Here is a 22,543-nt window from a genome sequence, read left to right on the forward strand (position 1 = left end):
TCTACTCTCAGATGGGTAACAAAAACGTGGCGTGATTTGCTAGCCATCGTGCTAAAAACAAGCGGCAAATATGGCGTTGTTCTGATAAAAATCAACATTTTTTTCACAAGTCAACACTTAGCTTTTGATTTATATGAATTTTTTGTTCGTCGATATAGCATTGGTAGGCATAAACCTCTAATCCGGCGCTCACCGCTTCGCGCAGTGCTTGGGCATAACTTGGATCGATATGGGCTGCGGGGCGTACCTGGGTAATCCCAGTGTGCTGTACGCAAAAAACTAATGCGCAACGAGAATATGCTGTCAGTTGCTGAGCGAGCTCCTGACAATGTTTAGCGCCACGACTGGTAACCGCATCCGGAAAATAACCAACACCATTGTCTGCTAACGTAACGGATTTAATTTCTACTAAGCATTCTTTTTGCGACGCACTGTTGCGTAGTAAAAAATCGAAGCGAGAGTTCGCGTCTTGGGGTTTATATTCAGCGCGAATATGGTCAAAATCAGCAAAATCGGGCAGGCTTTTATTGGCGAGTGATTCGGCTACAATCTTGTTTGCACGATGTGTATTGATCCCAATCCGGTGGCCCTGCTTATCCTCCACTAGCTCCCACGTATATTGAAGCTTTCGCTTCGGATTGTTGGCAGGACTCACCCAAGCCCGGAAGCCGGCTTCGGCACAACCGGTCATGGCACCAGTATTGGGGCAATGCGCGGTAATCAGTTCACCCGAGTCAAGTTCAATGTCAGCAAAGAAACGCTTATAGCGCCGCAGCAGTTTACCGGGGAGGAGTGGTGCTTCGAAATCCATGGAATCCTGATGTAGGTTTGTTAAAGTAGCGCGCAAGAATAGCAAAAAGGGCTAATAATGTCGGATTTTACTTTACGCTTAACAACAGAATTACCTAGCGGTGCTTGGCGCGAGGATTCATTAATCAGTTTTGAGCAAAATGGGGCCAATATCCACCTCAATGAAACAGGGCTAAATTTGCGTCGTATTCAAAAAGCCGCGCGCATGCTTGAGAGTAATGCCATCGCTCGCCTGCAATTGACTGGAGATTGGGATATAGAACAGCAATGGGCATTTGCCATCAGCTTTGTGTCGCACAAAGCTAAAACCGAGTTGTTGTTCTGTGACAACGCAGATAAGGCGACATTGGAACAGCGTTTAAAGGCCCTTGTGTTTACCCGTAAGCTAGTCAATGAAACACCTGAAGTCATGAGCCCGGTGTATTTGGCTGAACAGGCAGCACAATGGCTGTCAGAACTTGCGCCCAAACACGTGAGTTACCATTTGATCAGTGGTGAAGAACTCGCTGAACAAGGTTGGACTGGAATCTACAATGTAGGGCGTGGCAGTGAGCGTCCGCCGACCATGCTAGTGCTTGATTTTAATCCAACAGGCGATAGTCAAGCGCCGGTGACTTCAGCCTTGGTTGGCAAAGGGATCACCTTTGACAGTGGCGGTTATAGTATTAAATCCAGTGAGGGAATGCTGGATATGAAGTGTGATATGGGTGGAGCGGCAACAGTTTGCGGTGCGCTTGGGTTGGCGATTATGCAAGGCCTAACCGCGCGTACACAGTTGTTTTTATGCTGTGCAGAAAACTTGATCAGTGGGCATGCGTACAAATTGGGTGACATTTTGACCTATAAAAATGGGTTGACGGTGGAGATCGTCAATACTGATGCAGAAGGTCGCTTGGTGTTAGCTGATGGCTTAATGGCGGCGACTGAAAGTGGCGCTTCATTAATTATCGATGCTGCAACACTAACTGGCGCTGCTGTTGCAGCGGTTGGCAATGAGTACAATGCACTGTTTTCATTGGACGATGAACTGCGCAATAAGATGTTGCAATGGGCGGCCGCAGAAAATGAGAAAACCTGGCCATTGCCATTGGAGCCATGGCATCAGGAAAAATGCCCGTCAAACTTTGCCGACACAGCAAATAGTCGTCCGGTTAAAGGCGGTGGGGCCGGCGGTGCGTCGAATGCGGCAGGATTTCTCTCACGGTTTGTGGGGGCCGATGGAAAAGGCTGGGCACATTTGGATTTAGCTGCGGCTTATAGTGGCTCCGCAACTAGCACTATGCCTGCAGGCGCTACTGGGCAGGGTATTCGTACCATTGCGCGTGCACTGCTAGAGCACACGGCGTAATATGGAAGTGGGCGCATTTAGCAGTAGTTAAATGCCGCCCAAACGCTCCGCAAGCTGTTTATAACGCTCTACATCGCCTTTATCGAACAAAGGCTTACCATTGCCATCCTTTTCTTTTGCAATCAGCAGGCTTTCTCTTTCAAGGCGCTCCACACGAATTTCTTGCACCCCTAAAAATTCTGCAACTTCGCTAACTGACATTAAACTCATAGTCGATTCCTTTAATAAAATTTCAACACGATCGTTATTAATGTAAACCGTAACTATAAATTTCGCTATAATAGCGTGCAATTTTATCGAGATATCAGGTTTTGCGGAGTTAAGATGGATACGCTATCGGCAGCGGTCATGTTGTTTCTGATCATGGATCCATTAGGCAACCTACCAATTTTCACTTCGATCTTAAAGGGTATTGAACAAAAACGGCGGCGCATTGTAGTAGTGCGAGAGTTAGTCGTGGCGTTGGGTATCTTGTTTGTGTTTCTATTCAGTGGTCAGGCGATCCTTGACTTTCTTAATGTAGGCCAAGAGACCGTGCGGATTGCGGGTGGAGTGATTTTGTTTTTGATCGGTCTTAAGATGATCTTTCCACAACCGGGTGGCGTGACTGGACTTGCAGTAGGAGAAGAGCCATTCATTGTGCCGCTTGCGGTGCCAATGATTGCTGGGCCGAGTACGCTTGCAGCGCTGATTTTATTAAGTAATCAAGATCCCTCGCGAATGTTAGATTGGTCACTTGCATTGTTTGCAGCGTGGCTCGTTTCAGCGATTATTTTATTGTTTTCGGGGTTATTCCATAAGCTGCTAGGTGAGCGTGGATTGTCAGCCATGGAACGTTTAATGGGGATGATCCTGATCATGATCGCGATTCAAATGTTATTAGATGGTGTTAGCGCCTACATCGCGCATGCTACGGAGATTGGTACATGAGTAACCAGCAACAAAAATTATCAACCTTTGCGCAAGTTAGAGGCTTGTCTAAAGTGCAAGGTGTTGGCTTTTGTGCAACGTTATTACAACGTCAAATAGCCAATTTTTCGCTGTTTTGCGAATTGTGTGACTGGGATGGCGATGCACAAATGCAAAAAGCCTTGGCGCAATTGTGGCTTGCCTACGATGCGTTAGTCGCGAAACGCAAAATCACGACCAATTTCGCTCTGTTAAAGGATAAGGTCGAAGAGGCAAGTCCTGACCCCCAAGCCTTTGATAACTTCGGAGTTTATCCTGCTGTGGATTGCGCTATGGCGATGGTTGCCGCATTGAGTTTAGTCTCCGGTGACGATGAACAAGGCGCTGTGGCAGTCAGTAAACTGTCGCAGGGCAGTGTTGAGGCTGTCATACTGGCTACCGAAGGTGAGCTGGATAATGTGGCGATTAAACAACATCCTTTGATGCAGCGTGAAGTCGATTTTCAACAAGCGCTGCTCGATCGGTTAACACAGTCATTGCCGGCAGCTGATGAATTGCGCGATCTAGCGTTAGTCGATAACGCGACCAATATCGGGGTTAGTTTAGAGGACTAACGCGTCCAAACCCCAAAAGCGACTTGTGCTGTGTTTTTTTGTTTCTGACACGTTAGACCAAATTGAGCGGGCAATTCATTCAGGGAACGTTCTGTTTCAATATAGATTTTTGCCTGCTCCGCTAAAACGTTTCCTTTGGTTAAAACATCTAATATCGGCGCGAGTAAGTCTTGTTGAAACGGCGGGTCAAGAAAAACCAGGTCAAACGTTTCGGAACAATTTTGTAGATAGTTTAACGCGTCGTTGACCGTCACCTGTGTCGCTATAGCTGGTGCCTTTAGTGTCGCTATGTTTGCACGGAGCTGCTCGGCGACACGTTTATCTTTCTCCACAAAGTGCACGGACTTGGCATAGCGCGAGAGGGCCTCAAAACCCAAGCCACCACTGCCGGCAAATAAATCCAAACAGCGTGCATCGCGGACATCATGCATTAACCAATTGAACACAGTTTCTTTGGTTCGGTCCGTGGTTGGCCGCAAGCCTTGGGCATCGAGTACAGGCAGCTTTCGGCCGCGCCATTGACCCGCAATGATGCGGATACTGCCCGCGGATGCTTGTTTACTCTGCGGGTTTTGCCGTTTTCTGTCTCGCTTCATGGGGGCTGGCAATGTTAAGATGTCCGTTTAATTAATTACAATTGCTAGTGTACCCGAAATCAAGGGATACGTTGAGATGGAAGCAAGCCTAGATGTCAAAATTTTTTGATTGGTTTAATAAAGATAAGTCGAAACCTTTAACACGCGAAGATCACATTGCCGAGCATTCCACTGACAGTTCGGAGTCAGCTCCTGTAGATACGATTACTGAATCCCCCATGCCGCTAGAGCAAATCGAAGGCGCAGTGACACAAACTACCGAGCACGATCCGCAGCCAGACCCCGCCTCGCCTCAAGTAGTCAGCGAATCTACTGATGACGTAAAACCATCCGAGCAGTCGTCTACAGCAAGCGAAGGCGCAGAGTCGAAGCCAGCAACGATTCCCGCGGAGCCCAGCAAGCCAAAGTTCTTCGAGCGCTTAAAAGCCGGATTGTCACGCACTAAGCAGAATATAGGCACGGGATTTGTCGCCTTATTCAAAGGTAAATCGATTGATGATGATCTGTATGAAGAACTTGAAACTCAGCTGTTAGTCGCCGATGTGGGTATGGACACTACGACTAAAATCATTGATCGGTTAACTGAGAACGCTAAGTTGTCACAATTAAAGGATGGTGAGGCCTTGTACGCCATGCTGCGTGAGCACATGCAGGAGATGCTTGAACCGGTAAGTCAGCCGTTAGAATTAACTGCTAATCAAGGCCCCTACGTCATTCTAATGGTCGGAGTTAATGGGGTGGGTAAAACCACCACCATTGGCAAGTTAGCCAAACAGTTCCAGCAGCAAGGCAAGCGGGTTATGTTAGCTGCGGGAGATACGTTCAGAGCCGCAGCAGTCGAGCAGTTAGAAGTATGGGGTGAGCGCAATAATATACCGGTAATTGCCCAGCATACAGGTGCAGACAGCGCCTCGGTATTGTTTGATGCGCTGCAAGCCGCAAAAGCCCGCAACGCGGATGTGTTAATTGCCGATACTGCGGGTCGCTTACAAAATAAAGACAATCTAATGGAAGAGCTCAAGAAAGTGGTGCGCGTGATGCAGAAAATTGATCCGTCCGCGCCGCATGAGGTAATGCTCACCGTTGATGCAGGTACCGGGCAAAATGCGATCAGTCAAGCCAAGCTCTTCGGCCAAGCAGTTAATGTCAGCGGTATCACTTTGACTAAGCTCGATGGAACTGCAAAGGGGGGAGTTATTTTCGCCATTGCTGATCAGCTCGGGATCCCGATCCGCTACATTGGGGTTGGCGAAGGGATTGATGACTTGCGCCGTTTTGACAGCGCTGAGTTTATCAATGCATTATTCAGTGACAATGAGAGTCGCGACTCCGAATAAGTGACATAGGCGCAGGCATGATCAAATTTGAGCAAGTAAGTAAGACCTATCCGGGTGGACAACGAGCGCTCCAAAAAGTGAACTTTCACTTGCAGGCAGGTGAAATGGCATTTCTGACGGGGCATTCTGGTGCGGGTAAGAGTACGTTGCTTAAATTAATCAGCATTATGGAACGCCCTACGGTTGGCAAGATTTTCATCAATGGTCATGATTTGGGTAATATTACGCGCAACCAGATTGCCTATATTCGGCGTGATATCGGGATGATTTTTCAGGACCATAATCTACTCCTAGACCGCACGGTCTTTGATAATGTTGGGCTGCCTTTGGTCATTGAAGGCTATTCACATAAGCAAATTAAGAAACGGGTGGCTGCGGCATTAGAAATGGTTGGCCTTAGCGATAAGATCCGTCAGTTACCCGTAGCGCTCTCAGGCGGAGAGCAGCAGCGAGTGGGCATAGCGCGCGCGATTGTCAATAAGCCACCACTATTACTTGCTGACGAACCTACCGGTAACCTTGACCCTAAACTCTCTATGGAAATCATCCGGTTGTTCGAAGATTTTAACCAGGCCGGTGTCTCGGTTCTCATTGCTACCCATGATCTAGGTTTGATAGCACGAATGCGCTACCGCACATTAACCTTGAAAAATGGCCAAATGATCACTGATGGACTCACTGAGTCGACGCCGGAGATGGTGTTATGAGCCTCCTCTTTAAAGACCGCCCTAGTGGTGCGGTGCAATCTAACAAGATCAATTTTATACAGCGTATTTTAATGTTTTTTGTTAATCATTTACGCCAAGCGTTGTACAGCTTAGGTGAGTTATGGCGTCAACCCGTAGCATCGATGATGACGATCGGCGTATTAGGGCTCAGTATTACCTTACCCAGTACCTTGTATATCTTGGTCAGCAATGTTGAAAAAATGAGTGAAGGCTGGCAACAAGCCTCTGAAATCTCGCTGTTCCTGAAAAGCTCAGTCAACGAGCGTCAGTCGCAACAGTTAGTCACCCGGCTGGGGTTGTGGGAAGAAATTGACGGAGTCGTTTTTATTCCTAAACAACAAGCGCTGGAAGAGTTTGAGCAGCTGTCCGGGCTCGGCGACACTATCGCTTATTTGCCAGAAAATCCCATCCCGGATGTCGTGTTGGTAACGCCTACAAGCAAACACAGTAGTCCTACCGCAGCGAAAATGTTGCTAGAGAAATTACTCAACGAGCGGGAAGTTGAAATCGGTAAATTAGATATCGATTGGTTAGAACGCTTGTACGCACTGGTGAATGTAGCTCGCGAGCTCGTTACCTTTATAGGTTTGCTTTTGTTTATGGCGGTGGTACTTATTATCGGCAATACAATCCGCTTAAATATCCTGAATAAGCGGGATGAAATCATCGTAATGAAATTAGTGGGTGCCACAGATGCATTTATTCATCGCCCATTCTTGTATACCGGCTTCTGGTATGGCTTGCTTGGAGGGCTCATTGCGTGGTTCGCGGTATTGGCTATTTTATGGTGGATGGATGCCAGTATTACTCGATTTGCCGAGCTTTATCAGAAGCAGTTTTCCATCTCAGGATTGGACGGTGGAGCCTTGCTAACCATGCTAGGGCTTTCAGTGCTATTGGGTTTGATGGGTTCGTTTATTTCAGTACAACGTCACGTGCGTCAGATAGAGCCTCAATAGTTAACTTTGCGCTGAGGAAAATACGACGACAATGTTTGGCGTACGCCATTGCCCCAGACTATCGCTTGATTATATAAACTATGGAGCTCTTTTTGGTCGATTTCGAGCTGTTTAGAAGCGCGAATAACATTAAGCCATAGGCCGCTTTCAAAAGCTCTAACCAGGGTGAAATAGCGGCTAAACTCTTCACTTTCACCAAGGATACCTTGGGTTATTTCATCTGATAATGGCAACTGCACGAGAATATCGCTCATCGTTTGATCCAGTAACGCATCGAGCAATGAGAACAGTCCGATTAAAAATCCTATCGGTGGATCTATTTTTAAATGGCGCTTCTGCGACAACAAGTCAAAGAACTTTGCACGCACCAAAGACATATGGGTAAGTTCTAGTGGTTTTTCGTCACTGAGGTTGGCCAGAGACAGTAGGGCAATAAATTTTTTAATTTCGACTTCGCCCATGTAGTTCAGCGCGTGGCGCAATGAACTGATCTTGTAGCGCTTGTTGATCATTGGATTATTAATAAAGCGCAGCAACAGATACGACAAAGCCGCATCACGCTCGATGATTTGATTAATCCGGTCAAAGTCAAAATCAGGATTACTACTTTCACCCATCAAATCAACGAGGGTCAATTTACTCGCCGGTAAATCGCGTTGTAAACGCGCTTCGGGTTGGGCGAAGAAATAGCCTTGGAAGAATTGAAAACCAAGCGATTGGGATGTCGCAAAGTCATCATAAGTATTCACGTGTTCTGCGACGAGCTCTAAATTAGCATCAACCAAGCGAGGTAACTGCTTTTCTAAATGCTCAAAGCGATTGACTGCGAGGTCGATTTTAACAATGTCGACCAATGGCATAATCTCGGTTTTGCGATTGAGCAATTGCGGATCATCAAGGGCAATCCGGTAGCCTAAGTTTTTGGCATGCTTGCACGCGTCGGCAAGACCAATATCACCACTGGGGTCACGATTTAGCTCAATCACAACACGGTCGGGGTCTAACTCCTTTGGTACGCCCTGCATCAATGTGGCTGGATTTAAACTAATAAAGGAAGTTTTGTCGCCCGAAATGTCATCTAAACCCAACGCATAGAAATGCTCGGTGATGTATTGTTGCTTCTTATCTTCATACTGTGGCAGGGCACCTTCCTTGCCATCACGAAAAATAAGTTCATACGCATAGACATCCTTTTCTTTATCGAGGATCGGATGTCGAGCTACAAATGCAAACATAGATTATTCCTTTACTTCAGCCGGTATGCGTTTATTCGCTTAGAGCACTTTGTTTCATGGCGTGCCCCCATTTCATCGCTTCATTATAAAATCTGTGAATGACTGTTTGTTCAATGCCGTATTGCTTCGAAAAGCGCGCTACTGCAGGCCAATTGCCGACTTCAAATGCCCTGGCAACGTTCACGCATGCGCGTAATAAATTTTCATTCCCAATAAGCGCTGATTTAACGTTATCGGCCAGAGGTAGCTTTTCCACCAGCGATTGCATTGATTGATCCAAAATAGTATCAATCAAAGAGAATAGCCCGGTTAAAAATCCCGTCGGCGGATTTTCCCTTTCTTTTAACAGCAATGAGATAAGCTCACAAAATTTAGCCCGCACCAGTGACATATGCATCAGCTCGATGGGCTTGCCTTCACTTAAATTTGCCAATGCAAGCAATGCAATAAACTTCTTAACTTCAATCTCGCCCATATAGGTAAGAGCGTGGCGTAATGAAGTGATTTTATTGCGCTTGTTAAATAAAGGGTTATTGATAAACCGTAATAACATGAATGACAGCCCGACATCACGCTGTAAAACCTCATTTACCTTATCATAATCAAATGTAGCGCTTGAACTAACCGCGACCAATTCTAGCAGTGATAGTTTTGATGCGCCCATTTGCTTATTTTTAACGATCTCTGGTCTGGCAAGAAAATAGCCTTGAAAGTAATCAAAGCCGAGGGCTTTGTATTGTTCAAACTCTTCCAAAGTTTCGACTTTCTCGGCAACCAACTTGGTTTTAGTCTCTTTTAGCGCGGGTAATTTCTCGGCGACTTGTTCAGAGCTTACCGCCTGAATGTCAATTTTAACAAAGTGTACAAACGGTAAAAATGGGTCCCACTTAGGGTCTAAATCATAATCGTCGAGGGCCAGTTTGTAGCCCAAATCACGAATATGCTTACATGCACTGACTAGCTCTTTAGTTACCTTCACGGTTTCGACGATTTCGATCACTACCACGTTGGCATCAAGCGAGGTCGGAAAACGATAAAGTAGCGTATCTTGGTGAAAGTTAATAAACGCAGTTTTATTGCAACTTACCTCTTCTATGCCCAACGATAAGTGATTTCCGGTTAGTATTTTCGAGGTGGCTTCGTCAGCGTTGATTTCAGGAAAACAATTTTGTTCTCCGTTGCGAAATAACAATTCGTATGCAAAGACGTTTTTTTCGGTATCAACGATGGGTTGTCGAGCGACATATGCAAACATAATAACAACAATTCTCTGGAGTGGCAGAAACACCACAATTATTACGAAATTGTACGTTGATTGCTAAAAAATGAAACTTTTTTATACAATTAACGGTCTTGAATTAGGCGAAATCATCACCATATTGACTAGGTTAACAGGGAATCCGATAAATAATTGACCGAAAACGCGGTGATCGTCGTATAAGTAGGTAGTTTTAGTACGGTGGCTTTGCTACACTTTTCGGATATTTATTAGAGGTAACACATGAGTTCAAAAATGCAATCCATGGCATTGTCTGTTCCTCTCAGTGGCAGTATCGAGAGCTACATTCAAGCGGTTAGCGGTATAGACATGCTAACAGCTGAAGAGGAACGTGAGTTAGCGATTCGCTTACGTGAAGAAGAAGATTTAGGTGCGGCCAGAAAATTGGTCATGTCGCACCTTAGATTTGTTGTCCACATTGCCAAATCATACGCAGGCTATGGTTTACCCCAAGCCGATCTTATTCAAGAAGGTAACATTGGGTTAATGAAAGCGGTGAAGCGCTTCGATCCTTCGGTAGGCGTGCGTCTGGTGTCTTTTGCAGTGCATTGGATCAAAGCGGAAATTCACGAGTTTGTTCTGAAAAATTGGCGCATTGTTAAAGTTGCTACAACGAAGGCGCAACGTAAGTTGTTCTTCAACTTGCGCAAAGCAAAGAAACGCTTGGGCTGGTTTACACACGAAGAAGTTCAAAAAGTTGCGGAAGAATTGGGCGTTAGCACAAAAGAAGTGTTGCAAATGGAAGCGCGCATGAGCAGCCAAGATACGGCGTTTGATTTATCTGCTGATGATGACGAAAGCGGCAATTTTGCCCCGGTACAGTATCTAGAAGATAAGTCAGCCGATGTTGAGCAAGATGTGATTGATAACAACTGGGATCAACGCGCATCGAAGCGTCTATATGCAGCGATTAAAACCTTGGATGCTCGCAGTCAGGAAATCATTGAAACACGCTGGCTATCCGATGATAAAACCACACTGCAAGATTTGGCTGATAAATATCAGGTATCGGCCGAGCGCGTTCGCCAGATTGAAAAGAATGCGATGAAAAAATTGCATTCAGCAATGGCAGCGTAATCTGGTACGTTTAATCTCACTATAAACGCCGGCTTTAGTCGGCGTTTTTTATTGGCCGCACTAAGGCTCTAATTGCAAACAATGCTTTTTACTACTTGATTACGATGTGGTGTTGGTCCAAGAGACGCAGCTTATCTTTCACTAATATAAATACATCGCCATAATCTTTTTCCGTCAACGGCGCACCGGTGCCGCCAAGGCGCTCGACCAAATCAGGAACCGTATTGCTGTGGCCAACTATAACGCAATCTCCCTGCGTTGTTGTTAGGCTGTTGATTAACTTTTCAGGTTGACGGGGATCGTACAATTGCACTTTTATTGAAAGCGCGTTGGCAAGCGGCGTGACTGATTGTAGAGTGCGCTGGTAATTCGTTGAATAGATACACTGAATGTCTTTGTCATTCAGTAATGCAGCTAACGCGTTCGCTTGCTGTATTCCGCGGGTTGAAAGGGGCGGATCGTCGGGTGTTGGCGCTTTTTCAAAATGCCGTAGCACGTAGTAGGTTTGTGCCAAGGCACTCGTCTGCAAGCAGAACAGCATCAACCCAAGGAGTAATCCTTTCATCCTAATATTACCTTCACTGCAGCCGCGGCTTGTTGGGCAGTGGAAACTGCGCCTTCAATGCTATCTCCCAGTGCTAATGCCACACCCATGCGACGAGTTCCCTGTACCGCCGGTTTACCAAATAAGCGCAGATCGGTGTCGGGTATGCAAAGTGCTTGCTCCAACGCCGTGTATTGAATATCTGAGGTATCTCCGGAAACCAATATTACGGCAGAAGCGGCGTGACCTAATTGCCTAATGTTGGGGATCGGTAAGCCAAGGAACGCCCGCGCGTGCAGTGCAAATTCGGACAATGGCTGCGAAATTAAAGTCACGAGTCCGGTGTCATGAGGACGCGGTGAAACCTCACTAAAAATCACTTTATCGCCTTGAATAAATAATTCAACGCCAAACAAACCATAGCCACCTAGCGCTGCCGTTACTTTAGACGCGATTGCTTGCGCGTTGGTTAATGCTGCAGCCGACATGGCTTGCGGTTGCCAGGATTCTCGGTAATCACCCTGCTCTTGGCGATGGCCAATGGGCTGGCAAAAACTCACACCCTCACTATGCTGAATGGTTAGTAGGGTTATTTCATAATCGAAATTAACTTGGCCTTCGACAATCACTCGTCCCTTGCCCGCGCGCCCACCTTCCTGAGCATATTGCCACGCGGCTTCAATATCCTCAGGGCCCGTTAGGCGAGATTGACCTTTACCTGATGAACTCATGATTGGCTTAACAAAACACGGGTAGCCAATCGCTTCTATGGCCTGCTTAAAATCAGCGTAATTGTCAGCGAACTGATAAGGCGAGGTTGGTATGTTGAGTTGCTCGGCTGCTAAGCGCCGGATCCCCTCGCGGTTCATAGTAGTATGAACCGCATTTGCTGAGGGTACGACAGTAAATCCCTCTTGTTCTAGCCGTAAAAGTTCTGCAGTCGCAATGGCTTCGATTTCCGGCACGATATAATGGGGTTTCTCTGTCATCACCGCAGCGCGCAGTTGTTCAGCATCTAACATCGAAAATACGTGTGCACGGTCAGCCACTTGCATTGCAGGGGCGTTTGCATAGCGGTCACACGCAATAACCTCACAGCCGAGGCGCTGCAACTCTATAACTACTTCTTTACCTAATTCGCCAGCGCCAAGCAACATCACGCGCGTCGCACTGGAGCTAAAAGGGGTACCGATAGCAGGCATCTTAATCTCCATTTTTTGCTGCGGGCAGCGGCAGCACCCAAAACACACCACTAAATTCGGCCACGGCATTATCTCCGTCGAGAATATCAACACTCAGTTTAACCGGGCATTTTTTCCCATTGGCCAGCGTTTCAAACTTAGCGTTGACGGACTCAATATTGCAAATAGCGCGTGGCTGCATCGTGATTGGTTTATGGTAGTGAATATCTCCATCACCGAGAACGATATCGCCGTCGAGTCCTTGCTGCTTGAGCTGCAAATGGATCATGCCCCAGCCGGTTAAGGTAGCAAGTGAAAAAATACTGCCCGCAAACATGGTACCGTGGACATTGATGTTCTTATTTAACGATGCTCGAGTCTCTAGTGTGCGGCCACTATACTGATAGATTTTTATGCCCATATGCTCGGAAATAGGGATGGTATCTGACCAAGTGGCTTGCAATTCTGCACACCATTTGGGATGCAGCATCAAGACATTTTTCTCAGTAAGCTCTTTGACCATTTGGCTGCGTTTAAGCTTATTGAGTTCATTCGGTGCCTGAGCTTCGACTTTGTAGCCACAGGACTCGAAGAACGCGATGGATGTTTCGCGGCTATTAGTAATCGCACGAGTCGCGCCCAGCTGACGAGCGACGGCTTCAAGCGCCGACAATATCATTTGCCCTAGCCCTTTACGTTGATGATCAAGCGATACGGCGATATGTCTAACTTGAGCTTCTTCCGAGGTATTTAGGTGAACCCTACCAACGGCCACAATTTCGCCTTTGCCATCGACGATCATGCGATGCTCTGCGACACTCTCATATTCATCTTTTTCACTACCTGGCGGGAAGTTCCAGGGTTTACGTAACAATTGCCAGCGAAAATCAAAGTAGTGCTCAAACTCTTCGTCGCTGCTTGGCGTGGCTATTTTATACACAAAAGACTCGCTTAATTTTGGAAGATAAACATTAGACCTTATTGTTAGGTAGTCGGCAAGTTAGCTAGTGAGCCAGAAAGTTACGGGACCATCATTGATCAGCGCAATCTGCATATCTGCACCAAACACGCCACACTCAACAGGTGAATGTAATGCCCGAGCTTGGGCGACAAAATACGCAAACAACTCTTCACCCAGTTGTGGAGATGCCCCTTTGGAAAAGCCAGGGCGTGTGCCTTTTTGAGTGTCTGCCACCAAGGTAAATTGTGAAACTACCAGCAGGCCACCACCAACCTGCTGTAAGTTGAGGTTCATGCGTCCTTCCGGATCAGAAAATACGCGGTAATTTAAGATCTTTTTAAGTAACTTGTCAGCGAGTGCTGTATCGTCATTGCGTTCAACGCCGAGCAACAATAATAAGCCTGAATTAATGCTTCCCACACATTGGTTATCAATGCTAACGCTAGCTTCTGTGACTCGCTGGATTAAACCTATCATTTTGCCCTACTGATATATTTATAAAACTCGTCTGTGGCTTTCCGCAGTGCATTGGCAATGCCTTCTTCACTGGTGCTATGCCCAGCATCGGGCACATATAGCAACTGGCTGTTTTCCCATTGTTGATGCAATGCATACGCTGCCTCCGCTTTACAAATCATGTCGTAACGACCATGAATGATGGTTGCAGGAATGTGCGCTATGTTAGCGATATTGTCGAGAATATAGTTTTCGGGAATAAAGCATTGATGCTTTAAATAATGACATTCTAACAAGGCCAAACTTTTAACTAAGTGAAAGTGTTGATGCACCAAAACGTTGGGGTAGGGTAATACGAGCTTCGATATGCGCTCTTCCCAGCTATACCAAGCTTGCAGCGCATGCGCTTGAGTGACTTCGTCTGCAGTATTGAAAATGGAGTAATAACGGTTGCATATATCTTCACTTGTGGCAGCAAAGTCAACTGGCTTGGCAAATTCTGCGTAGGCTTCAGGATAAACACTCGCGGCGCCACAGTCAGGCCGCAAAAACCAATCGATATCCTGTTGCCGAGCCAAAAACGTACCGCGCAGGATCAATCCAGAGACATGTTGTGGAAATCGAATACTGTAGACTAGTGCAAGGGTTGAACCCCATGATCCACCAAAAACCAGCCATGAAGAAATACCTAAAAATTGGCGAATTTGCTCAATATCAGCGACTAAATGATCGGTTGTGTTTGCATGTAGTGCCGCGAACGGAACACTTTTACCGCATCCACGTTGGTCAAATCCGATGATGTGATAGTGCTCCGGATTGAAAAAGCGTCGATAGATAGGATTTAGCCCCGCCCCAGGTCCGCCGTGGATGAAAAGCACGGGAATGCCGTTAGGATTGCCACTCATTTCAACAAACAGAGTGTGCTCATCACCTACATCTAACGTAGTGGTTTGGTATGGCGCAAGATCAGGGTACAGATTTGGCATTCTTTTTGTATTATTCCACTTGTAGTCGAACAGGTGTTCGCCTATGTTAAGAACACTTTGATTGCAAATTCAACAGTTATGGAGAAAGAAATATGTCAGGACAAGGTTCAGGCGGAAATGTAATTGCAGCTATTTGTAGTTTTTTTATTGCTGGTTTAGGCCAATTGGTGCAAGGACGGATTTTGGCCGCGTTAGTCTTTTTCGTGTTGGTGTGGGTGAACTACGCACTGGCGGCAACCGGAATTTTATTCTTTATGGCTGTACCTGGTTTTATTTTCCACGTTTGGGCGATTATTGATGCTGCCCGTTACAAAGGCGCTAGCTAATGCGCGCGTTACTTATCGCATTAGTACTTTTCCTCAGTGGTTGCCAGAGTGCGTATTATGCCGCATGGGAGAAATTAGGCGTCGAGAAACGAGATATCCTTGTTGACCGTGTAGAAGATGCTCGAGAAAGCCAAGAAGATGCACAACAGCAGTTTTCCTCGGCGCTTGAGCAATTTAGCACATTGATTAATTTCGATGGTGGCGAACTGCAGGCAGTGTATGAAGCACTCAGTGATGAGTATGATTCAAGCAAAACTGCAGCTGAAGCGGTCAGTGCGAGAATTGATAGCGTTGAAAGCGTCGCTGAGGCACTGTTTGCTGAATGGCAAGAGGAGTTGGGTAACTACTCCAATGCCAATATGCGTCGCGATAGCGAGCGTCAATTAAAAGACACGCAGCGTCGCTACAACACGCTGATCAAAGCGATGCGGAAGGTTGAAAATAGTATGGATCCGGTTTTGGCTTCATTGCAAGACAACGTTCTTTACTTAAAGCACAATCTAAATGCGAATGCAGTAGGCGCTTTGCAGGGCGAATTGAATACTATTCGTAAAGATGTTGGTCGCTTGATCGGTGAAATGAATGCGGCGATTGAACAATCTAATCAGTTTATTAAGTCGCTGAACGGATAGCGGTTAAGAAAAAAAACTATTGTTCAAATACTGAGTTGAGTGTGAAAAAGCGTTCAACTCAGTTCTCCTCACTCATCTCACGTGGTTCTTGTTCAACTCGTTTTTCGAAGGTTTCAGTGACTGCACAAGTAAACTCGGCACCTAACAACACTACTATCCAAGACAAATAAATCCACACAAACAGTATAGGAATCACTGCCAGCGCGCCGTAAATGAGCTCATAGGAAGGAAAACTGGTGACGTACAAAGAGAAACCTTTTTTGGTTAGCTCAAATAATAGCGTCGATAACACAGCCCCACTTAAGGCATAAACAAAGCGTACGCGCCGATTGGGCACTAACATAAAAAGGATCAAGTAGGCTGCAATCGAGGTCAAACTCGGGACCAATTTTAAAAAGAAGGTGCCTAAACCGGGCGTATATTCTTCGGCAAAATTGGCCAGACCCACCAGATAAGAACTGACGACGACGCTCGAACCAATTAATAATGGCCCCAGAGTTATAACCATCCAATAGATTGCAAAGGTATAGATTAGCGGGCGCTCGCTGGGTGTGCGCCAGATGGCATTAAGGGTTTTATCAACATTAGAAATCAGTAGTAAAGCAACCAGAAGCAACGAGAGAATACCAATTGCTCCCATTTGCGAGGCGTTGCCAACAAACTCCCCGATGTAGTTTTGCACAACATCACCAGAGGCCGGTACAAAGTTATTGAAGATAAAATTCTCAATTTTACCGCGCGCAGTTTCAAAGGCTGGAAATGCTGACATTAAGGTGAAAAACACCATGATAAAAGGCACCAACGACAATAACGACACATAAGCCAAGTGACCTGCAGAGACCGTTATTTTGTCTTCTTTACAACGATAAAGAAATGTTCCACCCAGCCGCGCCAGTGTGGGCTTTATGACATTCCAACGGTGAACCAGCTTATCCATAGTCTTCCAAACGCCTTGTTCGTGGGGCGTAAATAATTAATCGATGTGTGGCTATTCTTGTCTAAGTCCGAGCATATGGCAAATGGCGAAACTCAGCTCGCTTCGGTTCAGTGTATAGAAATGGAAATGTTTTACCCCTTCTTTGGCTAAAACCTTTACCATATCCATCGCAATATTAGCGCCGAGCAAGTTACGTGTGGTTTGATCAGATTCGTCTAAGCCATCAAAATGTTTGTGCAACCAGGCCGGCACATGAACATTCGTCATCGCAGCAAAACGTAGGAGCGTTTGATAATTGGTTACCGGTAAAATCCCTGGAACAATATCCAGATCGATGCCTGCGGCAGCAGCACGGTCACGAAAGCGCAAGAACACTTCAGTATCAAAAAAGAACTGCGTAATCGCTTCACTTGCCCCAGCTTCGTTTTTACGTTTGAGGTTAAGTAGATCAAATTGCGCGTTGGGGGCTTCAGGATGCTTTTCCGGATAGGCTGCAACTGAAATATCAAAATCTGCCACCTCTTTTAGCAATTTTACCAGATCCGATGCGTATAACGCGGGTTTACCACCACCGGGAGGCAAGTCACCACGTAACGCAACGATGCGGCGAATGCCATTATTCCAATAGTCGCGAGCAATAGTTCTTAATTCTTCTTCGCTGTCATCGATGCAGGTTAAATGAGGTACAGCAGGTACACCTGCTTGGTGTTGAATTTGTTTCACTATATCGTGGGTACGATCACGCTCTCCACTGTTTGCGCCATAGGTCACCGACATATAAGCCGGCTTTAACGGCGCTAGACGCTCGATTGACTTCCAGAGGGTTTTTTCCATTTGTTCGGTCTTGGGCGGGAAAAATTCGAATGAAACGGCAATGTCATTCAGTTCGGCGAGCGACTGATTAAGTGCATCAATACCTTGAGCGTAAGAGACCATAATAGAAAAAACTTTGCAAATAGACGTTTAGACGTCTAAATTAAATGTTATGCCGAGGTGAGTCAAGCATTCTTATTGAGTTTGTTGTGATTGCTGTATGCTTGATTGACCTTTACGAAATTGCGGTTAGAATTTCCCCCGCTAAAACAATAAAGAATAAAAGGCTAGCCAATGGCAGAGTGGAATGGCAAATACATCCATCCGTATGCAGAGCACGGAAAGAAAAGTGAGCAAGTTAAGAAAGTCACCGTTTCAATTCCCATCAACGTATTGAAAGTGTTGACTGACGAACGCACTCGTCGCCAAATTAACAATTTACGCCATGCAACTAACTCAGAATTGCTTTGTGAGGCCTTTTTGCATGCGTTTACCGGTCAACCATTACCTGATGATGATGACTTGCGTAAAGATAATCCACATCGTATTCCAACTGCCGCCCGCGATATCATGCGTGCAATGGGTATGGATCCCGATGATATTGATGCCATGGAAGACACTTCGGAAGATTAATCTCCGTCGGCATTGGGGTCGCTAAGCAACTGAATACATACTTGATCGCCATAATAATTATTCGCGTAATTACAACGTTGTGTCGTCGGTTGTTCAGGTGGCAGGTGAAGCGCCCGTTTAATTTGCCGGATAAGATTTGTCATAGTCAACTCCTAGTGAATGCAGTTGTAGTATGAAAAACCAAGATTATTGATTAAATTGACTTAAACCAATCGGTTTAATCGTTTTTCTGAATGATGCCGGGTGCTAAGTATTTCTCTCTCGCTTGCTCAAGGGCTTCAGCGGTTTCTTTCACATTGATGGATTGCTGCATAAATTCGACGAAAATTGCACCTGCTGCTCGGGTAAATTCAACATTAGTTTCCCGATCAAAGTATTGCACCAAACCGTCTGCATTTGCTAGGTGTTCTGCGCCTGTTGCTAAGAAAAAATCATCGCGCGGCTTGAAGTCATTGTGCGGGGCGATTTTACCCACGTATTCAGCTAAAAAGGTTTGCGTATCCAATTCGGCTAGAAACAACATAAATTCTTTCACATAGGGTTTGTCAATCGCAGCTTTAAGAGCGACAGCAACGTCTGTTGGGGCGTCTTCATAGCGTGGCATATCAGTCTTCAACCGCGGAAACGGGAAGAACCCAATATCAGCTTTAATACTTTCAGGCACATGAGCGAGGAAAAAGTTGCCGTTAAGCATCATGGCAATTTTGCTGCGGTAAAAAAACGGCAAAATACCATTCCACGTTAGGGGGGCATGAATGGGGTCGAATGCGCCAAGTTGGATGATTTGCAGCCAATGTTGCAAAACGTCAATAACCTGTGGACTGTTGAAAGGCGCGCTACCGGTTAAAAGTGCGAGATAATGCTCGCGCCCCAACAAGCGCAACGTTAGGTAATCAAACCAAGCTAATGTTGACCAGCTAGAGCCACCACTAAAACTGAGCGGGGTGATGGCGTGTTCATGCAGGCGTTGAATGACTGCAACAAACTCCGCCCAGTCGTGAGGCGGAGATATATTCCATTGTGTAAACAATGATTTGCGATAATAAATGCCCCATTGATAGTAGGCCATAGGGATTGCGAAGTAATGCTTGTTGCGACGCACAACGGATTGGATCGAAACAGGGAATCGCTCGCCCAATTGCTGCTCACTCCACAGGCTATCGAGCGCTGCCAGTTTTTCACACTGGATCAAGTTAGATAACTGGGTGCCTGCATAGGCCAACATAATGTCAACATCTGTGACGACGCCGTTACACACATTGATGACTCTTTGTTTATGAGCCTCTAATGTCTGGGGTAGGACTTTAACCTTTACATTGGGGTATTTGAATTCAAAACGCTGGGCTAATAGATGATAAAGCTCTTGTTGTGCAACTGAAGAGGGGTTAACCGCAAAGCGGATGGCTTGGCGCGATTGTGTCTCCTCAGACATGGCATAACAACACGCCGTGTTTATGCATAGCGAAAGCGCGAATAATGTGGTTTTCCAATGCGATTTTAAGCGTGCGAACATATCCTACCTACGTGCAGTTTAGAAGCACGAATTCCTACAGACTGATCTATACGGGTAACTTATCAAAAGGAGCATGTTTTTGTGTAGCTCGGCGTGGAATTTCATCGTGGCTTTTTGCGTTTAATAAAAAGATTCAGTTCGTCTTTAATACACAGGAAGGCTGCATACGATTTAAATTTTTTGGTTAAAAGAACAGTGCAGGACTATGGACTATGGCGTTGCAACTCACTATCAGATTGCATTGGATCTTGCTTTAGCCAAGCAACCGCGTCACTTAGGTTAGTAAACTCTCTACTTTGGTAATGTTCACAATCAGGTGGAAGTACCAGACTTTTAGTTACCCTCGCTGAGATTGCAGAGCTTGATACATAGGCTTCTTTGACTAAACCGGTCTTGATTGCGCGACAGGTCGCTTCATTGAGATAGGGTATAGCTTCTGAGGTAGGCATCCAGTCTTCATGGAGAATGCCAACCGCGTAAAAGGGCGGCTTAACCAAGGGGTTAATCGTGTGGTTAAGCTCATGAATAAACTCTTTAGCTTTTTCCAAATTCCAGCCGCCAGAACACTCCATATAAACTATGTTGTCAGCAACCCATATTTTGAGCTCACCATGACTGCTAAATGCCATGCAAATTCACTTGTACGCCAGTAACTTTATAACTGTAGAAAACTTTTTAACGCCTGACAAATTTACCCAACCGATAACTGCAGGATCCTAAATAACCCAGAGCCGAGTATTTATGTACTCTGGGTGTATTTTTTAAGCCGAGAAAACGACTACTCCATATACCCGTCAGGAATGTCAATACGAGCGACACCAGAAGCTACGGCCGCTCGCGCAACAGCTTTCGCGATAGTCTGACATAACCGCGGATCCATCGGCTTGGGAATAATGTAGTCTTTACCAAAAGTCAGTGACTCAGAATCACTTGCCTCAAGTACCTCTTGTGGAACGGGGAGTTTCGAAACTTGCCGAATCGCTTCTACCGCCGCCACTTTCATTTCATCATTAATGGCCGAAGCACGTACATCAAGTGCACCGCGGAAAATAAATGGGAAACACAATACATTATTGACCTGATTAGGGTAATCAGAGCGCCCAGTAGCCATAATCAAATCATCACGAACTTCATGCGCTAATTCGGGGCGGATTTCCGGATCTGGATTTGAGCAGGCAAATACAATCGGATTGGGTGCCATAAGCTTTAAGGTTTCTGGGGGCAATAAATCAGGTCCCGATACACCTACAAAGATATCAGCGCCGGCCATCACGTCATCGAGGGTGCGCTTATCAGTATTGTTGGCAAATAGCATTTTGTGTGGCGTCAGATCGTCGCGGCGAGTGTGAATAACACCTTTGCGATCTAACATGTAGATTTTCTCACGCTGTGCACCACACTTGATGAGTAGTTCCATACAGGCAACCGCAGCAGCTCCAGCACCAAGACACACAATGATCGCATCATGTAATTCTTTACCTTGGATCTCTAGCGCATTTAACATGCCCGCAGCAGTAACGATTGCAGTACCGTGTTGATCATCGTGAAACACTGGAATTTTACAACGTTGAATTAACGCCTGCTCAATCTCAAAACACTCTGGTGCCTTGATGTCTTCCAGATTAATACCACCAAAGGTATCTGCAATATTCGCGACAGTGTTGATAAACTCTTCTGTCGTGCGGTGTTTTACTTCGATGTCAATCGAGTCAATCCCGGCGAAATGTTTAAACAACAACGCCTTACCTTCCATTACCGGTTTAGAGGCAAGTGGGCCTAAGTTGCCCAAGCCTAATATTGCTGTGCCGTTGGAAATCACTGCGACCATATTGCCTTTTGCGGTGTACTGATAAGCCGCGTTTGGGTCGTCGGCAATCTCGCGCACGGGTTCGGCAACGCCAGGACTGTAGGCAAGGGCGAGATCTTTGACGCTGTTGGCTGGCTTACTTAGCTCTACTTTGATTTTTCCTGGGGTTGGCTTAGCGTGATAGTCTAATGCTTGTTGGCGAAAGTCAGACATGCGTCGAATTCCTTGATAGTGTGTGCTGTAGGGTTTGCGTTTATACGCTGTTTTTTTATTTCGATAATCTATCACACTCGATATACGCGGCATATCGGATGTGCACGCGATCAGCATAGCGAAAACTAAAGGTAATACCAATTAAAGGCAGCGCAAAAATAACACACATTAATTTCATGAATGTGCATGGCTTGGTTTATAAGTTTAGGGGAATAATGCGGCAGGCACAAAAAAAGCGCCCAATAGGCGCTTTTTTCGCGAAGTCAAAGAGCTTATTTCTTGCCCAATGCACCGAAACGCTTCTTGAAGCGATCAACACGACCACCGGTATCAACGTTACGTTGTTTACCTGTGTAGAACGGGTGACATGCAGAACATACGTCTAAGTTAATGTCTTTACCTAGAGTAGAGCGCACTTTTACCACGTTGCCGCATGAACAGGTTGCTGTGATTTCGCTGTAATTCGGATGAATATCTTTTTTCATTAGGGTTACCTCACCGTAAGGCCGCATCGCTATTCAACCCGCAGTTGAACACCATACGTTACAAAAATCTGGCAATCGATGGTAAAAAACCGTGGTTGCCGTAAAGAGCGGCGCATATTAATGTACACGCCTTGACCGATCAAGTGTTTTTACGCCTTTAACGG

27 protein-coding genes are annotated in these 22,543 nt (G+C 45.9%); 10 read left to right on the forward strand and 17 right to left on the reverse strand.

The window, feature by feature from the left end; translation table 11 throughout:
* Positions 1 to 103 precede the first annotated feature (103 nt).
* Positions 104 to 811, reverse strand: coding sequence for a DNA/RNA nuclease SfsA (gene sfsA / locus CSH92_RS15890; protein ID WP_100658637.1), 708 nt, complete (start codon positions 809 to 811; stop codon positions 104 to 106).
* 57 nt (positions 812 to 868) lie between these two features.
* On the opposite strand from sfsA, the gene pepB reads away from it, so the two are divergent.
* A complete protein-coding gene (gene pepB, locus CSH92_RS15895) occupies positions 869 to 2,158 on the forward strand; it encodes an aminopeptidase PepB (protein ID WP_100658638.1) in 1,290 nt (429 codons plus the stop codon).
* A gap of 27 nt (positions 2,159 to 2,185) precedes the next feature.
* Here pepB and CSH92_RS15900 read toward each other — a convergent pair whose 3' ends face one another.
* On the reverse strand, positions 2,186 to 2,368 hold the full coding sequence (locus CSH92_RS15900; RefSeq protein ID WP_100658639.1) for a MerR family transcriptional regulator: 183 nt from the start codon (positions 2,366 to 2,368) through the stop codon (positions 2,186 to 2,188).
* 114 nt (positions 2,369 to 2,482) lie between these two features.
* On the opposite strand from CSH92_RS15900, the gene CSH92_RS15905 reads away from it, so the two are divergent.
* Positions 2,483 to 3,088 carry a YhgN family NAAT transporter gene (locus CSH92_RS15905; RefSeq protein WP_100658640.1) on the forward strand — a complete coding sequence of 202 codons (606 nt, stop codon included), beginning with the start codon at positions 2,483 to 2,485 and terminating at the stop codon, positions 3,086 to 3,088.
* A complete protein-coding gene (locus tag CSH92_RS15910; protein ID WP_100658641.1) occupies positions 3,085 to 3,681 on the forward strand; it encodes a DUF416 family protein in 597 nt (198 codons plus the stop codon). Before CSH92_RS15905 ends, CSH92_RS15910 begins: the two co-directional genes overlap by 4 nt.
* Here CSH92_RS15910 and rsmD read toward each other — a convergent pair.
* Complete coding sequence (gene rsmD / locus CSH92_RS15915) at positions 3,678 to 4,277, reverse strand: 16S rRNA (guanine(966)-N(2))-methyltransferase RsmD (RefSeq protein WP_100658642.1); 600 nt, start codon at positions 4,275 to 4,277, stop codon at positions 3,678 to 3,680. The two genes, CSH92_RS15910 and rsmD, sit on opposite strands and share 4 nt — an antisense overlap.
* A gap of 92 nt (positions 4,278 to 4,369) precedes the next feature.
* Between rsmD and ftsY the strand changes: the two genes are divergently transcribed.
* The 3 genes from ftsY to ftsX are packed head-to-tail and all read left to right on the forward strand — an operon-like array spanning position 4,370 to position 7,301.
* Positions 4,370 to 5,614, forward strand: coding sequence for a signal recognition particle-docking protein FtsY (gene ftsY, locus CSH92_RS15920; RefSeq protein ID WP_100658643.1), 1,245 nt, complete (start codon positions 4,370 to 4,372; stop codon positions 5,612 to 5,614).
* Between the two features lie 17 nt (positions 5,615 to 5,631).
* Positions 5,632 to 6,321 (forward strand): cell division ATP-binding protein FtsE, encoded by a 690-nt coding sequence (gene ftsE, locus CSH92_RS15925; protein ID WP_100658644.1) that lies wholly within the window; start codon positions 5,632 to 5,634, stop codon positions 6,319 to 6,321.
* Positions 6,318 to 7,301 (forward strand): permease-like cell division protein FtsX, encoded by a 984-nt coding sequence (gene ftsX, locus CSH92_RS15930; RefSeq protein WP_100658645.1) that lies wholly within the window; start codon positions 6,318 to 6,320, stop codon positions 7,299 to 7,301. Before ftsE ends, ftsX begins: the two co-directional genes overlap by 4 nt.
* Here ftsX and CSH92_RS15935 read toward each other — a convergent pair.
* Positions 7,295 to 8,536: an EAL and HDOD domain-containing protein gene (locus CSH92_RS15935; RefSeq protein WP_100658646.1), complete on the reverse strand. Its 1,242-nt coding sequence runs from the start codon at positions 8,534 to 8,536 to the stop codon at positions 7,295 to 7,297. The genes ftsX and CSH92_RS15935 overlap by 7 nt on opposite strands.
* Positions 8,537 to 8,567: 31 nt before the next feature.
* Positions 8,568 to 9,791, reverse strand: a complete 1,224-nt coding sequence (locus tag CSH92_RS15940; protein WP_100658647.1) for an EAL and HDOD domain-containing protein — start codon at positions 9,789 to 9,791, stop codon at positions 8,568 to 8,570.
* Between the two features lie 246 nt (positions 9,792 to 10,037).
* On the opposite strand from CSH92_RS15940, the gene rpoH reads away from it, so the two are divergent.
* On the forward strand, positions 10,038 to 10,892 hold the full coding sequence (rpoH, locus tag CSH92_RS15945; protein ID WP_100658648.1) for an RNA polymerase sigma factor RpoH: 855 nt from the start codon (positions 10,038 to 10,040) through the stop codon (positions 10,890 to 10,892).
* 91 nt (positions 10,893 to 10,983) lie between these two features.
* Here the strand turns inward: rpoH and CSH92_RS15950 are convergent, their stop codons facing one another.
* The 5 genes from CSH92_RS15950 to pip are packed head-to-tail and all read right to left on the reverse strand — an operon-like array spanning position 10,984 to position 15,020.
* Positions 10,984 to 11,457: a SixA phosphatase family protein gene (locus CSH92_RS15950; protein WP_100658649.1), complete on the reverse strand. Its 474-nt coding sequence runs from the start codon at positions 11,455 to 11,457 to the stop codon at positions 10,984 to 10,986.
* A complete protein-coding gene (purT, locus tag CSH92_RS15955; protein ID WP_100658650.1) occupies positions 11,454 to 12,638 on the reverse strand; it encodes a formate-dependent phosphoribosylglycinamide formyltransferase in 1,185 nt (394 codons plus the stop codon). The genes CSH92_RS15950 and purT overlap by 4 nt, the downstream gene beginning before the upstream one ends.
* A 1-nt stretch (position 12,639) precedes the next feature.
* On the reverse strand, positions 12,640 to 13,557 hold the full coding sequence (locus CSH92_RS15960; RefSeq protein ID WP_100658651.1) for a bifunctional GNAT family N-acetyltransferase/hotdog fold thioesterase: 918 nt from the start codon (positions 13,555 to 13,557) through the stop codon (positions 12,640 to 12,642).
* A 60-nt stretch (positions 13,558 to 13,617) separates the two neighbouring features.
* Complete coding sequence (gene dtd / locus CSH92_RS15965) at positions 13,618 to 14,055, reverse strand: D-aminoacyl-tRNA deacylase (RefSeq protein WP_100658652.1); 438 nt, start codon at positions 14,053 to 14,055, stop codon at positions 13,618 to 13,620.
* Positions 14,052 to 15,020, reverse strand: coding sequence for a prolyl aminopeptidase (gene pip / locus CSH92_RS15970; protein ID WP_100658653.1), 969 nt, complete (start codon positions 15,018 to 15,020; stop codon positions 14,052 to 14,054). Before pip ends, dtd begins: the two co-directional genes overlap by 4 nt.
* Before the next feature lie 92 nt (positions 15,021 to 15,112).
* Here pip and CSH92_RS15975 point away from each other — a divergent pair, with 92 nt between their 5' ends.
* Both CSH92_RS15975 and CSH92_RS15980 read left to right on the forward strand, forming a co-directional pair.
* On the forward strand, positions 15,113 to 15,346 hold the full coding sequence (locus CSH92_RS15975) for a hypothetical protein (protein ID WP_100658654.1): 234 nt from the start codon (positions 15,113 to 15,115) through the stop codon (positions 15,344 to 15,346).
* Positions 15,346 to 15,978 (forward strand): DUF2959 domain-containing protein, encoded by a 633-nt coding sequence (locus tag CSH92_RS15980; protein ID WP_100658655.1) that lies wholly within the window; start codon positions 15,346 to 15,348, stop codon positions 15,976 to 15,978. Before CSH92_RS15975 ends, CSH92_RS15980 begins: the two co-directional genes overlap by 1 nt.
* A gap of 58 nt (positions 15,979 to 16,036) precedes the next feature.
* Here the strand turns inward: CSH92_RS15980 and CSH92_RS15985 are convergent, their stop codons facing one another.
* Together CSH92_RS15985 and metF are read right to left on the reverse strand one after the other, a co-directional pair.
* A complete protein-coding gene (locus tag CSH92_RS15985; RefSeq protein ID WP_100658656.1) occupies positions 16,037 to 16,915 on the reverse strand; it encodes a virulence factor BrkB family protein in 879 nt (292 codons plus the stop codon).
* A 51-nt stretch (positions 16,916 to 16,966) separates the two neighbouring features.
* On the reverse strand, positions 16,967 to 17,851 hold the full coding sequence (gene metF, locus CSH92_RS15990) for a methylenetetrahydrofolate reductase (RefSeq protein ID WP_100658657.1): 885 nt from the start codon (positions 17,849 to 17,851) through the stop codon (positions 16,967 to 16,969).
* Positions 17,852 to 18,022: 171 nt separating this feature from the next.
* Here metF and metJ point away from each other — a divergent pair, with 171 nt between their 5' ends.
* The gene (gene metJ, locus CSH92_RS15995; protein ID WP_100658658.1) at positions 18,023 to 18,361 is read left to right on the forward strand and encodes a met regulon transcriptional regulator MetJ; all 339 of its coding nucleotides are present in this window, start codon (positions 18,023 to 18,025) and stop codon (positions 18,359 to 18,361) included.
* Here the strand turns inward: metJ and CSH92_RS17145 are convergent.
* From CSH92_RS17145 to rpmE, 5 genes are all read right to left on the reverse strand, one after another.
* On the reverse strand, positions 18,358 to 18,504 hold the full coding sequence (locus CSH92_RS17145) for a hypothetical protein (protein ID WP_164084773.1): 147 nt from the start codon (positions 18,502 to 18,504) through the stop codon (positions 18,358 to 18,360). The two genes, metJ and CSH92_RS17145, sit on opposite strands and share 4 nt — an antisense overlap.
* A gap of 74 nt (positions 18,505 to 18,578) precedes the next feature.
* Positions 18,579 to 19,793 carry an ABC transporter substrate-binding protein gene (locus tag CSH92_RS16000; RefSeq protein WP_164084774.1) on the reverse strand — a complete coding sequence of 405 codons (1,215 nt, stop codon included), beginning with the start codon at positions 19,791 to 19,793 and terminating at the stop codon, positions 18,579 to 18,581.
* A gap of 284 nt (positions 19,794 to 20,077) precedes the next feature.
* The gene (locus CSH92_RS16005; RefSeq protein WP_100658660.1) at positions 20,078 to 20,503 is read right to left on the reverse strand and encodes a hypothetical protein; all 426 of its coding nucleotides are present in this window, start codon (positions 20,501 to 20,503) and stop codon (positions 20,078 to 20,080) included.
* A gap of 149 nt (positions 20,504 to 20,652) precedes the next feature.
* Positions 20,653 to 21,894: a malic enzyme-like NAD(P)-binding protein gene (locus tag CSH92_RS16010; protein ID WP_100658661.1), complete on the reverse strand. Its 1,242-nt coding sequence runs from the start codon at positions 21,892 to 21,894 to the stop codon at positions 20,653 to 20,655.
* A gap of 272 nt (positions 21,895 to 22,166) precedes the next feature.
* A complete protein-coding gene (gene rpmE / locus CSH92_RS16015) occupies positions 22,167 to 22,379 on the reverse strand; it encodes a 50S ribosomal protein L31 (RefSeq protein WP_100644335.1) in 213 nt (70 codons plus the stop codon).
* Positions 22,380 to 22,543: the final 164 nt, after the last annotated feature.

This window comes from Neoalteromonas flava, assembly GCF_002807685.1.
Classification (GTDB): domain Bacteria; phylum Pseudomonadota; class Gammaproteobacteria; order Enterobacterales; family Alteromonadaceae; genus Alteromonas_E; species Alteromonas_E flava.

What these genes read in the sequence shown, in the direction of transcription:
- rpmE (WP_100644335.1), bottom strand. Translation starts at nt 22,379, where the DNA reads ATGAAAAAAGATATTCATCCGAATTACAGCGAAATCACAGCAACCTGT.
- metJ (WP_100658658.1), top strand. Translation starts at nt 18,023, where the DNA reads ATGGCAGAGTGGAATGGCAAATACATCCATCCGTATGCAGAGCACGGA.
- metF (WP_100658657.1), bottom strand. Translation starts at nt 17,851, where the DNA reads ATGGTCTCTTACGCTCAAGGTATTGATGCACTTAATCAGTCGCTCGCC.
- CSH92_RS15940 (WP_100658647.1), bottom strand. Translation starts at nt 9,791, where the DNA reads ATGTTTGCATATGTCGCTCGACAACCCATCGTTGATACCGAAAAAAAC.
- pepB (WP_100658638.1), top strand. Translation starts at nt 869, where the DNA reads ATGTCGGATTTTACTTTACGCTTAACAACAGAATTACCTAGCGGTGCT.
- CSH92_RS15950 (WP_100658649.1), bottom strand. Translation starts at nt 11,457, where the DNA reads ATGAAAGGATTACTCCTTGGGTTGATGCTGTTCTGCTTGCAGACGAGT.
- sfsA (WP_100658637.1), bottom strand. Translation starts at nt 811, where the DNA reads ATGGATTTCGAAGCACCACTCCTCCCCGGTAAACTGCTGCGGCGCTAT.
- CSH92_RS16005 (WP_100658660.1), bottom strand. Translation starts at nt 20,503, where the DNA reads ATGGCATTTAGCAGTCATGGTGAGCTCAAAATATGGGTTGCTGACAAC.
- ftsE (WP_100658644.1), top strand. Translation starts at nt 5,632, where the DNA reads ATGATCAAATTTGAGCAAGTAAGTAAGACCTATCCGGGTGGACAACGA.
- CSH92_RS16010 (WP_100658661.1), bottom strand. Translation starts at nt 21,894, where the DNA reads ATGTCTGACTTTCGCCAACAAGCATTAGACTATCACGCTAAGCCAACC.
- ftsX (WP_100658645.1), top strand. Translation starts at nt 6,318, where the DNA reads ATGAGCCTCCTCTTTAAAGACCGCCCTAGTGGTGCGGTGCAATCTAAC.
- CSH92_RS15935 (WP_100658646.1), bottom strand. Translation starts at nt 8,536, where the DNA reads ATGTTTGCATTTGTAGCTCGACATCCGATCCTCGATAAAGAAAAGGAT.
- purT (WP_100658650.1), bottom strand. Translation starts at nt 12,638, where the DNA reads ATGCCTGCTATCGGTACCCCTTTTAGCTCCAGTGCGACGCGCGTGATG.
- CSH92_RS15910 (WP_100658641.1), top strand. Translation starts at nt 3,085, where the DNA reads ATGAGTAACCAGCAACAAAAATTATCAACCTTTGCGCAAGTTAGAGGC.
- rpoH (WP_100658648.1), top strand. Translation starts at nt 10,038, where the DNA reads ATGAGTTCAAAAATGCAATCCATGGCATTGTCTGTTCCTCTCAGTGGC.
- CSH92_RS16000 (WP_164084774.1), bottom strand. Translation starts at nt 19,793, where the DNA reads ATGTCTGAGGAGACACAATCGCGCCAAGCCATCCGCTTTGCGGTTAAC.
- CSH92_RS15900 (WP_100658639.1), bottom strand. Translation starts at nt 2,368, where the DNA reads ATGAGTTTAATGTCAGTTAGCGAAGTTGCAGAATTTTTAGGGGTGCAA.
- CSH92_RS15905 (WP_100658640.1), top strand. Translation starts at nt 2,483, where the DNA reads ATGGATACGCTATCGGCAGCGGTCATGTTGTTTCTGATCATGGATCCA.
- pip (WP_100658653.1), bottom strand. Translation starts at nt 15,020, where the DNA reads ATGCCAAATCTGTACCCTGATCTTGCGCCATACCAAACCACTACGTTA.
- ftsY (WP_100658643.1), top strand. Translation starts at nt 4,370, where the DNA reads ATGTCAAAATTTTTTGATTGGTTTAATAAAGATAAGTCGAAACCTTTA.
- CSH92_RS15985 (WP_100658656.1), bottom strand. Translation starts at nt 16,915, where the DNA reads ATGGATAAGCTGGTTCACCGTTGGAATGTCATAAAGCCCACACTGGCG.
- CSH92_RS15975 (WP_100658654.1), top strand. Translation starts at nt 15,113, where the DNA reads ATGTCAGGACAAGGTTCAGGCGGAAATGTAATTGCAGCTATTTGTAGT.
- CSH92_RS17145 (WP_164084773.1), bottom strand. Translation starts at nt 18,504, where the DNA reads ATGACAAATCTTATCCGGCAAATTAAACGGGCGCTTCACCTGCCACCT.
- CSH92_RS15980 (WP_100658655.1), top strand. Translation starts at nt 15,346, where the DNA reads ATGCGCGCGTTACTTATCGCATTAGTACTTTTCCTCAGTGGTTGCCAG.
- dtd (WP_100658652.1), bottom strand. Translation starts at nt 14,055, where the DNA reads ATGATAGGTTTAATCCAGCGAGTCACAGAAGCTAGCGTTAGCATTGAT.
- rsmD (WP_100658642.1), bottom strand. Translation starts at nt 4,277, where the DNA reads ATGAAGCGAGACAGAAAACGGCAAAACCCGCAGAGTAAACAAGCATCC.